At 55.5% G+C, this 13,372-nt stretch carries 13 protein-coding genes; 11 read left to right on the top strand and 2 right to left on the bottom strand.

Translation table 11 applies throughout. The features are described 5' to 3' along the window. Positions 1-21 precede the first annotated feature (21 nt). The 11 genes from J0X19_RS21875 (at position 22) to J0X19_RS21825 (ending at position 11,891) form a co-directional block, all read left to right on the top strand. Positions 22-834: an enoyl-CoA hydratase/isomerase family protein gene (locus J0X19_RS21875; RefSeq protein ID WP_206986547.1), complete on the top strand. Its 813-nt coding sequence runs from the start codon at positions 22-24 to the stop codon at positions 832-834. Between the two features lie 89 nt (positions 835-923). Continuing rightward, the gene (locus J0X19_RS21870) at positions 924-1,445 is read left to right on the top strand and encodes a sterol desaturase family protein (RefSeq protein WP_206986546.1); all 522 of its coding nucleotides are present in this window, start codon (positions 924-926) and stop codon (positions 1,443-1,445) included. 2 nt (positions 1,446-1,447) lie between these two features. Beyond that, entirely contained in the window at positions 1,448-2,350 is a 903-nt protein-coding gene (locus tag J0X19_RS21865) for a MerR family transcriptional regulator (protein WP_206986545.1), read from the top strand. A 302-nt stretch (positions 2,351-2,652) separates the two neighbouring features. Then, the gene (locus J0X19_RS21860) at positions 2,653-3,168 is read left to right on the top strand and encodes a sigma-70 family RNA polymerase sigma factor (protein WP_022823815.1); all 516 of its coding nucleotides are present in this window, start codon (positions 2,653-2,655) and stop codon (positions 3,166-3,168) included. A 273-nt stretch (positions 3,169-3,441) separates the two neighbouring features. Next, the gene (locus tag J0X19_RS21855; protein WP_206986544.1) at positions 3,442-4,923 is read left to right on the top strand and encodes a phytoene desaturase family protein; all 1,482 of its coding nucleotides are present in this window, start codon (positions 3,442-3,444) and stop codon (positions 4,921-4,923) included. 125 nt (positions 4,924-5,048) lie between these two features. Then, complete coding sequence (locus tag J0X19_RS21850; protein WP_206986543.1) at positions 5,049-5,891, top strand: phytoene/squalene synthase family protein; 843 nt, start codon at positions 5,049-5,051, stop codon at positions 5,889-5,891. Between the two features lie 191 nt (positions 5,892-6,082). After that, entirely contained in the window at positions 6,083-6,541 is a 459-nt protein-coding gene (locus J0X19_RS21845; RefSeq protein ID WP_206986542.1) for a hypothetical protein, read from the top strand. Positions 6,542-6,613: 72 nt separating this feature from the next. Then, complete coding sequence (locus tag J0X19_RS21840) at positions 6,614-7,813, top strand: carboxypeptidase-like regulatory domain-containing protein (RefSeq protein WP_206986541.1); 1,200 nt, start codon at positions 6,614-6,616, stop codon at positions 7,811-7,813. A 110-nt stretch (positions 7,814-7,923) separates the two neighbouring features. Further along, on the top strand, positions 7,924-8,772 hold the full coding sequence (locus J0X19_RS21835; protein WP_206986540.1) for a 4-hydroxy-3-methylbut-2-enyl diphosphate reductase: 849 nt from the start codon (positions 7,924-7,926) through the stop codon (positions 8,770-8,772). Between the two features lie 55 nt (positions 8,773-8,827). Further along, positions 8,828-9,568: a fatty acid desaturase gene (locus J0X19_RS21830; RefSeq protein ID WP_206986539.1), complete on the top strand. Its 741-nt coding sequence runs from the start codon at positions 8,828-8,830 to the stop codon at positions 9,566-9,568. A gap of 313 nt (positions 9,569-9,881) precedes the next feature. Beyond that, positions 9,882-11,891, top strand: coding sequence for an ATP-binding protein (locus J0X19_RS21825; protein WP_206986538.1), 2,010 nt, complete (start codon positions 9,882-9,884; stop codon positions 11,889-11,891). Here the strand turns inward: J0X19_RS21825 and J0X19_RS21820 are convergent. Beyond that, entirely contained in the window at positions 11,872-12,612 is a 741-nt protein-coding gene (locus tag J0X19_RS21820; RefSeq protein WP_206986537.1) for a LytR/AlgR family response regulator transcription factor, read from the bottom strand. The two genes, J0X19_RS21825 and J0X19_RS21820, sit on opposite strands and share 20 nt — an antisense overlap. Before the next feature lie 275 nt (positions 12,613-12,887). Continuing rightward, on the bottom strand, positions 12,888-13,274 hold the full coding sequence (locus J0X19_RS21815) for a heavy-metal-associated domain-containing protein (protein WP_206986536.1): 387 nt from the start codon (positions 13,272-13,274) through the stop codon (positions 12,888-12,890). Positions 13,275-13,372 lie beyond the last annotated feature (98 nt).

Here is a 13,372-nt window from a genome sequence, read left to right as displayed (position 1 = left end):
TTGCTTTTAACCAGGAAACCTATGGACAACATGCCCACCCAAGAGCTGGAAGCCCTACGCTTCATTCGCTACGAGGCGCAAGACGCCATCGGCTATATCACGCTCAACCGCCCCGAGAAGCGCAATGCCCTCAGTGCCGATATGGTAACGGAACTGAAGCAGGCTTTCGAATTTGCGGAAGACGACGAAGCGTGCAAGGTAATTGTGCTGCGGGCCGAGGGCGGAGCCTTCTGTGCCGGTGCCGACCTGGCCTATATTCAGGAGCTGCAAGGCTTCGGCTACACCGATAATCTGGCCGATTCTACGCACCTGATGCAGCTCTTTCATCAGATTTACACCCTCAAAAAAGTGGTGATTGCGCAGGTGCAAGGCCATGCCCTGGCTGGCGGCTGCGGCCTGGCGGCCCTCTGCGACTTTGCTTTTGCTGTTCCCGAAGCAAAATTCGGCTTCACGGAAGTGAAAATTGGGTTTCTGCCGGCCATCGTGAGCGTGTTTCTGATTCGTAAAATCGGGGAGGCGCGCACCAAGCAGTTGCTGCTAACCGGTGACATCATTTCGGCGCAAAAGGCCCTGGACATACATTTGGTGAACGAAGTAGTACCTGCCGAAACGCTGGCTGCGCACGTGTATGCTTTTGCGCGGCGGCTGTGCGTCGAGAATTCCGCGCAGAGCATGGAAGTAACCAAGGAAATGCTGGCCCGCCTGCCCGAAATGCCTTTGGAGGACAGCCTCCGGTACGCGGCGCAGCTAAATGCCGAAGCCCGCGGTACGCTGGATTGCCGCCGGGGCATTGCCGCGTTCCTGGCGAAAGAAAAAATCAGCTGGGAAAACTAAGGCGCAGCTTGTTTTGTAAAAGATACTGCGGCGAGCATGCGCTGGCATATCACCAAACATCTGCTCTATACGCTGGTTAGGCTTTTACTATGACGACGACGGCAGCCGTAGCCACTACCGCGGCTACTTTTCTGGGGATGGAATTTATTGCGTGGTTCATGCACAAATTTGTGCTGCATGGCCCGCTGTGGTTTTTGCACCGCTCACACCACGTGCGACACCCGCACCACTTCGAGCGCAACGACTTCTTTTTCCTGTTCTACGGCTCCTTGTCGATGCTGCTCATTATGTATGGCGCCGAAACCAAAGACTTTCGGTTTTGGATGGGAATAGGCATTGCCACCTATGGTAGTGTGTACTTCTTCGTGCACGATGTGCTGATTCACGGGCGGCTGCGGTTCTGGCGGAAGTCGCGCAGCACGTATTTGCGGGCGTTGAACATGGCCCACAAGATGCACCACAAAGCCACCACTCGCGACAATTCCGAGGAATTTGGGCTGTTGTGGGTGTCGCCGCGCTACTTCACGCTGGCTATGCGCAAGCCGGCACCTACGCGCATTTTGCGGCAACCTACTGCCCGTGCAGAGCGCTCAGTGGAAAAGAATAGCTAGCCGTGGGACATTTTTCAATTAGTGATTTAGAGCAGCTTTCGGGCATTAAGGCGCATACCATTCGTATTTGGGAGCAGCGCTACGGCATTCTGCGGCCAGTGCGCACCGCCACCAACATCCGAACGTATTGCGACAGTGACCTGCGGCGCCTGCTAAACGTGGCCACGCTGTGCAGTCGTGGCTACCGGATTTCCAAAATAGCGCAGCTCACCGAGCAGGAGATATGCCAAGCGGTTATTTCTTGCCACGAAGACACCAACAACTACTGCCAACGGGTAAATGGCTTGCTGGCGTCTATGCTGGCCATGGACGAGCCCCAACTCAACGACATCCTCAACCAGAGCATTTATCAGCTAGGCTTTGAAGCTGCCATGCTCCATGTGATATACCCGTTTCTGCAGCGCATAGGGGTGATGTGGCAGGCGGGTACCGTTAATCCGGCGCAGGAGCACTTGGTTACCAACTTGATACGCCAGAAAATGATGGCCGCCATTGATGCGCTATGCCCCGTGCAGCCCTGTGCCGCTCACCGCTGGGTGCTGTTTCTGCCGGAAGGCGAAATGCACGAGTTGGCGCTGCTGTTCATGAGTTACGCCCTGCGTTTCCGGGGGCACCATGTGCTGTACTTAGGACAGAACTTGCCAATTGCCGAGCTAAAGGCTGTATGCGAATCCTATCAGCCCTATGCCCTGTGCACCGTGCTGACGGCTGTGCCGGAGCGCGACCGGGTGCAAGATTTTGTTGATCAGCTAGCCGACCTATGCCCGAGCAAAGAGGTAAATTTATACGGGCCGCTAGCTCACGTGGAAGGCTTGCAACTGCCCGCCAACGCAATGCGCTACCGGCTGATGACCGATTTTTTAAAAAAAATTGATCAGCTAGAACACGCTCAAGCGCCCGCGTAACAAAAAAATAACCCGGATATACTGGGTTAAACAGCTTGCGTTTTACCCGGTAAAATGCGGGTTTTGTCGGGAGCTAAGCTAGGTTTGTCGAGCATTTTGGCGGGAGGTGAAGAGATAGTGAAACACAATTAGAACAGAATCTTGTACGAGGTTTTTCTGGCTGATTATCAGGTGCTTCGTACTTTAACATGTGCTCGGTAAGAGGGTAGGCAGCAGGCGGAAAAATACTTGCTTCGGCGTTGCCCGACTTTCAAATTGCCTCGTATATTTGTTTAACCTTTTGCCACGAAAAGCTAAACAGTATGACCTCTTTGGAATTCACCTCTCAAGTACAGAAGATTTCCTACTCTCTAAAGCCCGTGGCCATGAACCTGACCCGCGACGCTGATGATGCGAAGGATCTAGTGCAAGAGACGTTGCTGAAAGCGTTGCTGAATAAAGACAAGTTCAAAGCTGGTACCAACCTGAAAGCCTGGTTGTATACCATCATGCGCAACACGTTTATCAACAACTACAATAAGATAACGAAGCGCAACAGCAACATTGACAGCACGGAATACTTCCAGTATTTCAACACCGACGAAAACTACATTACGCACAACGGAGCCACCTCCGACTTCGTAGTAACGGATATCAACCAGGCCATTGCCGGTCTGTCGGCCGACTACCGGACGCCGTTCATGATGTACTACATTGGGTATAAGTATCTGGAAATTGCGGAGAAGCTGCAAATCCCGATTGGCACCGTCAAAAACCGCATCCACATTGCCCGCAAGGAGCTGAAAGATGCGCTGAAGACATACGCCCCCGGCGAGTAGGGAATAGGGAGAGAGTATACCCCGCCCCGGGCGTATCACGGGCCGCGAACGACGCTGATTTGGCGCTGTTCGCGGCCCGGTTTGTTTATAGCCACTCAAGATGCGCTGTCCGCTGATTTCACGAATTCAGCGCCTTTGCGGAAACCTCTGCCGAGCTTGGCGGTATGCATAAGGGGCATCAGATGGTGCGGGCTGCTTGTTGGACGTAAAATTCCATCTTTGCACCTGTTCGCCACCGTGAAACCGGCCCTCAACCTGCGTAATCTGTGATTTGTGAGTAGCAACGTACTAGTTATTGGCTCTGGTTTCGCGGGTTTGGCCGCCGCTACTTCTTTGGCTCAGCGCGGTTACCGCGTTACCGTTCTGGAAAAAAATGAAGGCCCCGGTGGCCGGGCGCGGGTGTTTCAGGCTGAGGGCTTCACCTTCGATATGGGCCCAAGCTGGTACTGGATGCCCGACATCTTCGAGCAGTACTTCGCCCGCTTCGGCAAGAAAGTGGCTGATTACTACGAGTTGGTCCGGCTCGACCCTTCCTACCAGGTGATTTTTAAGGGCGCTGAAGCCGTGGATATTCCGGCCGCCATGAGTGAGCTGCGCGCGTTGTTCGAGCGGTACGAGTCCGGCAGCGGTGCCCGCCTCGACGAGTTTCTGCGGCAGGCCGCTTATAAGTACAAAGTCGGCATCGGTAAGTTCGTGCACATGCCCGGCCGCTCTTTGCTGGAATTTGCCGACCCGCGGCTGGTAGTAGACGCCGTGCGGCTGGACTTGCTGCAAAGCATGCACAAGCACGTGCGCAAATTCTTCAAAGACTCGAGGCTGCTGGAACTGGTGGAATTCCCGATTCTCTTCCTGGGTGCCACCTCCGAAAACACGCCGGCCCTGTACTCGCTCATGAACTACGCCGATCTGGCGCTGGGCACCTGGTACCCCCTGGGCGGCATGCACCAGATTGTGGAAGGCATGGTGAAGCTGGCCCAGGAGCAAGGTGTGACGCTGGAATACAACCAGGAAGTGCAGCAGATAGTAGTGGAAAACGGCCGCACCACCGGCGTGCAAACCGCCGCCGGTTTCCGCCCCGCCGACGTGGTAGTGGCCGGCGCCGACTACCACCACGCCGAGCAGCACCTGTTGGCCCCCGAGTGGCGCACCTACGACGAAGCGTATTGGGATAAGCGTACCATGGCGCCGTCGTCGTTGCTGTTTTATCTGGGCGTAAATAAAAAGTTAGATAAGCTCCGGCACCACAACCTGTTCTTTGACGAGGACTTCGCCTTGCACGCCGAGGAAATCTATGAGCAGCCGAAATGGCCCAGCCGCCCGTTGTTCTATGCCTGTGTGCCCAGCATCACCGACTCTACAGTGGCCCCGGCCGGCTCCGAAAACCTGTTTCTGCTGATACCGGTAGCGCCCAACCTGCCCGACCCCGAAGCAACCCGGGAGCATTACTACCACCTTATCATGGACCGGTTGGAGCGGCACTGCGGCCACAGCATCCGCGACGCGGTGGTGTACAAGCGCAGCTACGCCCACCAGGATTTCCAGCAGGATTACCACAGCTACAAGGGCAACGCCTATGGTTTGGCCAATACGCTGCGCCAAACGGCTATTCTCAAGCCGTCGTTGAAAAGCAAGAAGGTTGGTAATTTGTACTTTACAGGCCAGCTAACGGTGCCGGGCCCTGGAGTGCCGCCCTCGCTCATATCGGGCCAGGTAGTGGCCAAAGAAGTGGAGAAGGAGTTTCCAGTTAAAAATTAAGAAGTAAAAGTTAAAAATTGCACGTATTGAGAGTTGCTGTGAAAATTGGCTGGTCAAGAAAAAACACCGCGCATCAAGAGCAGCCAATTCTTAGTTTTTAATTCTCAATTTTTAATTGACACAAAGTGGACCACGTTGCTTTATTCACCGAAACCAGCCGCGCGTGCAGCAAGCTCATCACGCAGCGGTACAGCACGTCGTTTACGCTGGGTATTCGTACGCTCGATGCGCGGTTTCACTTGCCGGTGTACGCCGTGTATGGCTTCGTGCGCTGGGCCGATGAAATAGTAGACACCTTCCACGACCACAACAAAGCCGCGCTGTTCGCCGATTTCAAGCGGCAGACGGATGAGGCACTGGCCATTGGCCTGAGCTTAAACCCGGTGCTACACGCGTTTCAGGACGTGGTGCGGGCCTATGGCATCGACCGGGAATTCATTGATGCCTTTCTGTACAGTATGGAAATGGACCTCGACGACCGGAGCTACAACCAGTCGTTGTACGAGAAATACATTTACGGCTCGGCCGAAGTGGTGGGGCTAATGTGCTTGCGCATCTTCTGTGAAGGTAACGACGCCATGTTTCAGCAACTGCGGGAGCCGGCGCGGCGGCTGGGCTCAGCGTTTCAGAAAGTGAATTTCCTGCGCGACATTCGCTCCGACTACGACGACCGGGGCCGGGTCTACTTCCCTGGTGTAAGCTACGAGCGGTTCGACGACACGGTGAAACGCGAGATAGAAGCCGATATCCGCGCCGATTTTGATGCCGCTTACGTCGGCATTATGCAGCTGCCACGTTCGGCCAAGCTGGGAGTGTATTTGGCGTATGTGTATTATCTCAAGCTGTTTCATAAGATCAGGCAGCTGCCTGCGGCACGGATTTTGGGTGAGCGTGTGCGCGTACCCGATAACACCAAGCTGCTTTTGCTGATGGGTTCGTACTTTCGTTACCGCCTGCGGGCTATTTGAATCGTTGGCTCGCCTTATGCAGCGTAAGGGCAAGCCGATGTATTCGCTCACGAATTCCTTGCCTAGTGAAGCTGTATCTCCGTCGTTATGTAGTTGCTTTTGCTTGCGTAGCGGGCTTTTCAGAGTTAAAAATTACGCCGGTTCCAGCGCGGCCCTTTTTAATTCTTACTTCTCAATTCATAATTGACAAAATGCCCTATTCTGTTTCCAACCTGCGCCGCCAGTATCAGGAGGCCGCCGCCAGCAAAGAAGCCGGCGAAAAGTTCTACCAACTGATGGCTGCTTACCGCGACCAGGATGCCGTAGTGCTGGCCTATAAAGCTGCCGCCGAAGCCATCCGGGCCCGCGACGCCTCCATGTTCAACAAGCTGACCTACGTGCAGAACGCCGCTAAGCAGTTCGATCAGGCCGTGAAACTCGATTCCGACAACGCGGAAATCCGGTTTCTGCGGTTGAGTGTGGAAAGCAACCTGCCTTCGTTTCTAGGACTAAGCCAGCACGTTGACGAGGACCGGCAGTTTCTGCTGAACACGCTGCTTCAGCACCCCAAGTCGGGCATGGATGCCCAGTCGTTTGGGTTGGTACGCAGCTTTATGGTAGACAGGGGGCACGTGTCGGAGGCCGATGCCCAGAAGCTCACTCGGTTGTAGTACCAGTTTGGTTACTTGCATTGAAAAAGCTCCTGCTCGGGAGCTTTTTCGTTTTATTGATCATGTTTTCCAATGAGAATCTGCGGTACGGTTGGGGTTTTATTACTGAGCATGCAGGCGGCAGCGGCTCAAAACAGCACCCTAACCGGCCGGGTGATAGATGAACGCAACCGCCCAGTGCCGTATGCCAGCGTGGGTATAAAGGATAGCCAGCAGGGCACCGCCACCAACGAAGTAGGCGAGTTCAGCTTGCGCGTAGCCTCGTTGCCGCAGCAGCTGGAGGTGCTTTGCATCGGGTACGGCGCCACTACGTTGCTCGTTTCCAGCCTCGCCCAGCCGCTCACCATCCGGCTGCCCACCAGCGCCGTGGCCTTGCCCGAAGTACGGGTGCGCAACCCCGAGGCCGAAGCGCGGGAACTAGTGCAACGGGCTTCAGCCAAGCTGCTGCGGCACGCCGCCGAAACCTTCTACGGCAAAGCCTTCTACCGCCAGAAAACCCGCAACAACGGCACGTACTGCGAGTTTTTCGATGCCTTCTACGATGTCAAGTTCAACAACCGCCAGATTGAAGGCTGGGACTTAGGTGAGAGCCGCTATGCGGTGCAGCCCGGCGGCTTCACGTTCACCAATTTTTCGGCTTTGATTCGGGTGGTGCTGCCTACCTTCAGCCGGCAACCCAAGCGTGAAAAGCTGCTAGTTCCGCTTGGCCCGAAGGCTCTAGCGCAGTTCGACTTCACGCTCAAGGAAATTCAAACCAGCCAGGGGCGGGAACTGGCTGTTATTCAGTTCGAGCCCAAACCCGATGTGCGACAAGCTGCGCCGAGCGGCCTGCTGTACATCGACCGACAAACGGCTGCCCTTTTTCGCCGGGAAATGACGTTTTCGGCGGGTCAGCTGCTGAGCTTGAACGGCGTGCCTGATATGCAGATTGAAGCCGACGAGTTTCGAGTGGTGTCGGATTATTTGCCGCTTTCCGATTCGCTCACCCGCTTGGCCAGCACCCGGGCTCAGTGCCACCTAGTAATGCGGCAGGCTAGCGGCAAACTAGACAGCACGCACGTGGCCGCCAATTTCTTTTTCTATCAGTACACGCCCCGGCTACCGGGCCACGCTTACGCCGATGTGCCCCGCAAAAGCAAGGATTTGCAGCAGGTAATGGCCCGGCCTTACAACCCGGCTTTCTGGCTCGATAATGCGGTATTGAAAGATAGTCCGCTCGATGAAAAGCTGATTCGGGACCTGGAAGGGCAGCGCGTATTTCGGCGAATGTGAGTTGAACAGGCGTTGAAATATCAGAATTTGTCGTTAACTCTTTACTTTATGTTGTCAGCTGAACAACAACCTCGCAACCTTCCGACCCTATCTGCGGTTATTCTTGCGTTATGCCGCACCACCTGAGCGTCCGTATAGACCCCAATTCCGGCTTTTGCTTCGGCGTGATTTATGCCATTCAGATGGCCGAAGACCTACTCGATGAGCAAGGCTATTTATATTGCCTCGGCGACATTGTGCACAACGATGAAGAAGTGCAGCGGCTGGAGAAGCGCGGTCTGCGCATCATCGGCTACGAGCAATTCGAGCAGCTGCGCAACGAAGCCGTACTGATTCGGGCGCACGGAGAGCCGCCGAGCACCTATCAAATGGCGCTGGAAAACAACCTGACGCTGATTGATGCCTCGTGCCCGGTGGTACTGAAGCTGCAAAACCGCATCAAAACCAGCTACGACAAGCAGGAGAAAATATTCATCTACGGCAAGCACGGCCACGCCGAGGTGCGTGGGCTGCTAGGCCAGACCAGCGGCAACGCCGTGGTGTTTGAAAGCCTGGATGAGCTGTTGCGCCACGAGTTGCCGCCCAACATCACGCTCTACAGCCAGACCACCAAAAGCACCGATTCGTTTTACCGCATCAAAGGCGAATTGGAAGAGCGGGGCTACCAGATCAATGCCAACGACACCATCTGCCGGCAGGTAAGCAACCGCGACAAAGACCTGCGCCGCTTTGCCGGACAGTACGACCAAGTGGTATTCGTGTCGGGCACAAAAAGCTCCAATGGCAAGGTGCTCTACCAGGTCTGTAAGGACACGAATCCGGCCACGCACTTCATTTCCAAAGTAGAGGAAATCTGTGCCACTTGGTTTCAACCAGGGCAATCGGTGGGAATCTGCGGCGCCACCAGTACGCCTATGTGGCTGATGGAGCAGGTGCGTGATGCGTTGCTGGCGCTATAAAGCCCCTAAACGTAGACCATTGCCCCCTGAAGCCTGATTTTCGTAGCTACACCTTATGACGCCTGCCACTCAGTCACTCAGTTATTCCGTTTCTCCTAAGCGGGTGAAGCCTGCGCCGCTGGGGTCCAAGGGGGTGGTGGTGGCAGTGGTGATTATGGGCGCATGGGCTGGGCTGCTGACATTTCTGCTGGCCTGGTATCAGCCCGATTGGGCCACGCCCTGGCCGTATCTGCTGGTGTTGCTGCAAACGCACCTCTATACGGGCTTGTTCATTACGGCTCATGATGCCATGCACGGGGTAGTGAGTGCCAACAAAAACCTGAATAATTTTCTGGGTACCCTGGCGGCGGGGCTGTTTGCCTATAACTGGTTTCCACGGATGCTGCCCAAGCATCATCAGCACCACCGCCACGTAGCCACCGACGACGACCCCGATTTTCATGACGGCCACCACGCCGGGTTTCTGCCGTGGTTTGCCCGCTTCGCCTGGAACTACGTGACGGTGTGGCAAGTGCTGCTAATGGCGGCCACCTATAATGTGCTAAAGCTGTACTTCCCGCAAGGCAATGTTATTGCGTTCTGGATGGTGCCGGCAGTGCTGGCTACGTTGCAGCTGTTCTTTTTCGGAACCTACCTGCCGCACCGCGGTGAGCACGCCCCCGACAACGTGCATAAGTCGCGTAGCCAATTGCGCCACCACGTGTGGGCTTTTGTGAGTTGCTACTTCTTCGGTTACCACTACGAGCACCACGACCAGCCGTATTTGCCCTGGTGGCGCCTCTGGCAAACCAAATGAGCATCCTGCGAGATACGAAATACAAGAACCCGGAGCCTAAATCTCCGGGTTCTTGTATTTCGTATCTTTGTATTTATGAAGTAACAAGTGCTGAAGAAAAGTACGGGGGCCGGAAGAAAAGCACTTCCTATTGTTAAAATAAGGGTGTTCTATATAGAATTTCACACTCGTTTCGTTTTATAATTTTTTCAGCCTGGTCTCTTTGTGAAATACAGAGAGAAAGGCTTTCGTAGATAGAGGCATGCAGGATTTGCTACTACATAAGCTGCGTTGGAGATGCCACTTGGTGGCATGCTTCCTGCTGCTGCATAGTGTGGTAGTAAAGGCTCAATCTTCGGCTACCACTACGCCAAGCTCGCAGCTTATAGCGCAACTGCTGCTGCACAGCGAGCAGCAACTTCCTTTGAATCCGGCGGCGGCGTTGGCAGAAGGGAAACGGGCCTTACAAATAGCTACTGACACCAAGCGCCCCACCGACGTAGCTGCTGCGCACATGGCCATTGGTGCCGCCCTGGAGGCTCAGCGCCAATACGAAGAAGCCTTGCGTCATTTTCGGCAAGCCAGCCAGATGTACCGCACCACCGGCAACCAGATGGCGCGGACCCTGGCTTTGCGCCACATCGGGCATGCTCAGTACGTGGAAGGCGACACGGGCCAGGCCCACAACACCGCTCTGCAAGCACTACAGCTAGCGCAGAAGCTGAATAATCCCACCGAAATAGCGCAAAGCTATGCGCAGCTCGGTACCATGTACGGGCAGCAAGGACTGTGGGCAAGGGCTCTGGCTAGCCACGAGCGGGCCTATTCGGAGTGGCAGCAGGCCGCTAACCCCAATGGCCAAGCCGCCGCCCTCAACGACATTGGCCTGACGCATTTTCAACTGCGCCATTTCAGCCGGTCGTTGTACTACCTGAACCGGGCCCTTACCGAAGCCCGCCAGCTTTCCGACAGCACCCGGATTGGCGAAGCATTGGCCAGCACTGGCCGGGTGTACGACGCGCTGGGTAATTACGAAGTAGCTCAGGGTTTCTACGGGCAGGCGCTCAGCCAGTTGCCCCGCGCTACCTCGCCCGCCCGGCGCGCCGAAGGGCTGCGGGCACTGGCCGTTGCCTATGATTCGATAGGCAACCAGCCCGCGGCCATTGACGCGTTGCGCCGAGCGTTGCCCTTGGCCCGGCAGGGAGGTTCGGCGGTCCAGCTCAGTGGCTTGTATCAGCTTCTGACTTCTATTTACCGCCGCACTGGCGACTACCAGAGCGCGCTACGGTCCCAAACTCAGTACACCAACTTACAGGACAGCGCTTTTGTGGAACAGCGGACGGCGCAGGTAGCCGAACTGCAAACCCGCTACGAAACCGAGAAAAAGGAGCGCGAAATTCAGTTGCTTACCAAAGACCGGCAGCTGCAGCAGGTGCGGCTGCAACGGCAGCTCTTGGTACGCAACGTGCTGGCAGTGGGCGCGTTGGTGCTCTTGATGGTGGTGTTTGCCTTGTACCGAGGCCGGCGCCGGCAACTCCACAACAACCAAGTGCTGCAACAAAAAAACCAAGCTATTGAGCAGCAAAAAGAAGAGCTGGGGCGCCTCAACCGCACCAAAGACACGCTGTTCTCTATCATCTCACACGACCTGCGTAGCCCGCTTAGCTCGCTGTACTCGCTGTTTTCTTTGATGAATATGGGTACGCTGCCTCCCGAGCGGCTAGCTACCCATTCGCAGCGCCTCACGCGCACCCTCGACGTAACGCTACGCCTGCTTGATAATCTGCTGAACTGGTCGGCGGCGCAGATGCAAGGCGACAAGGTGCGCCCCGAAAAAGTCCGGCTCCAACCCATCGTTGAAGAGGCCACGGGCTTGCTGGCCGGGGATGCCGAACGCAAGGCTATTGCCTTGTTCAGTGATATTCCTGCGCTGAGCACGGTGCGCGCCGATTTAGACATGCTCCGCCTGGTTGTGCGTAACCTGCTCGGCAACGCCATTAAGTTCACGCCCTCGAACGGCCAGGTACGAATCAGCGCCCGTCAATTAGAAGGGCAGGGGCTCTGGGAAATTGCTGTGGAAGACAACGGCGTGGGCATTGCCGCTGACGACCTACCAAAAATCTTCGGCGAAACCGGCCTCCACAGCACTTTAGGCACCGCGCTGGAAAAAGGCGCCGGCCTCGGCTTGCGGCTTTGCAAAGAATTTGTGGAGCGCAACGGTGGCAGCATCACCTGTGAAAGTGAGCTTGGTAGAGGCACTACACTCCGTTTCACCTTGCCTATGGCAGCGCCGGAAATCCGCCCGCTAGCCCCGGCCGAGTCAGCTACGGCTGTTGCCGTCTGATAAGGGTACGGTTCACAATCCGCTCGGTAACCCGTTCCCGGTAGGTTTGGCCCAGCGGCAGCGCATAGCCGCCCACCCGCACTTCCAAGTTGCTCACCGATTCTATCAGTTGCACATTGATTAGGTAGGAGCGGTGCGTGCGTACAAACAGGTCTTTTGGTAGCTGCTCCTCCAGGTTTTTCAGGTTCACCAGTGTCAAATGCGTCCGGCCGTCGGCGGTATTTATTTTGGTGAAATCCTTGAGGGCCTCAATGTAGAGCACATCGCGGTAGTGCAGGCGCACAAAATGCGAATCGGTGCGGATGAAAAATGAACCCAGGTCTGATGCCGCATTCTGAACTGCGCCGGCCTCCTTGGGGTGCAATCGGATAAGGTTGGATATTTTGTTGACTGACTTCAGAAACCGGTCGAGCGTGATGGGTTTCAGCAGAAAGTCAATCACATCCAGATTGAACGCCTCCATAGCGTACTGGGAGTGCGCCGTCATGAGCACCACCAAGGGCGGCTGTTGCAGGGCCCGCACCAAATCGAGGCCGCTGAGGTGCGGCATGGTTACATCGGAAAACAGAACTTGTATCTCGTTGTCAAGCAGATACTTGTGAGCATCCAGCGGATCAGAGAAGGTTGCTTTGATATCAAGCACGTCCGTCATGGCCGCGTAAGCTTGCAACAAATCCAGCACTAGCGGATCATCATCAAGGAGTATGCAGGTAATCTTCATGCGTAGAATAGAGCAATATGGGTAGGGCAGAGGCAGTGAATATAGACAGGCCGAGGCAGAAAATTTTGATTTTCTGCCCTGGTCCACCACATGGAGCGAGGCGTAGACTCTTAGAAACGGTATCTGCTCACTGCTAGCATCTGCTTCGGTAGATAGCCAGGGCAGTGCCTGCATTGAGCACGAAGATACTGCTAGGCGTCAGGTGGGCATAAACAAAAACAGCCTCTTCACGCGGAAAAGGCTGTTTTACATAGGCTGTTGTGGCTGTCAGTTGTTTACTCACCGCCAGTGTGTACGGCGTTGGTTTTCTTGCAGCACTCGGGCAAACGGCTATACGCACGGGCATCGGCTGGCTGGGCGTCGGCGTCGTAGCCGGTTTTTTGCACGGCGGCACGCAAGGCATCGGGCGAAGTCTTGTCGGGGCGGTACGTAACGGTCAGCACCTGAGTGGGCACATCGAGTACGGCAGCTTGTACGCCCTTTTCATAAGCCAACGACTTCTCGAGGCGGGCCTTACACATGTCGCACACCGCCGACGTTTTCAGCTTCACTTGCTCGGTGCCAGCTGCTTTGTCTTTCGATTTAGCCACGGTTTGGGCCTGGGTGGCCTGCACAGTTACTACAGCAAACAAGGTCAGCAAGAAGGTTTTGACGAGTTTCATAATGGAATGGTTGAGCGCCGAAGCACTACTGGAAAACAAGTTGAAATCAAGAGACGAAAATTGTGCCGCTTTCAGTTGTTCAGCTTAAAATTCACTAC

Source organism: Hymenobacter telluris, assembly GCF_017313265.1.
Taxonomy (GTDB): Bacteria; Bacteroidota; Bacteroidia; order Cytophagales; family Hymenobacteraceae; genus Hymenobacter; species Hymenobacter telluris.
Note: the sequence above shows the minus strand (reverse complement) of the source record. Positions and strands in the feature narration are given on the sequence as shown.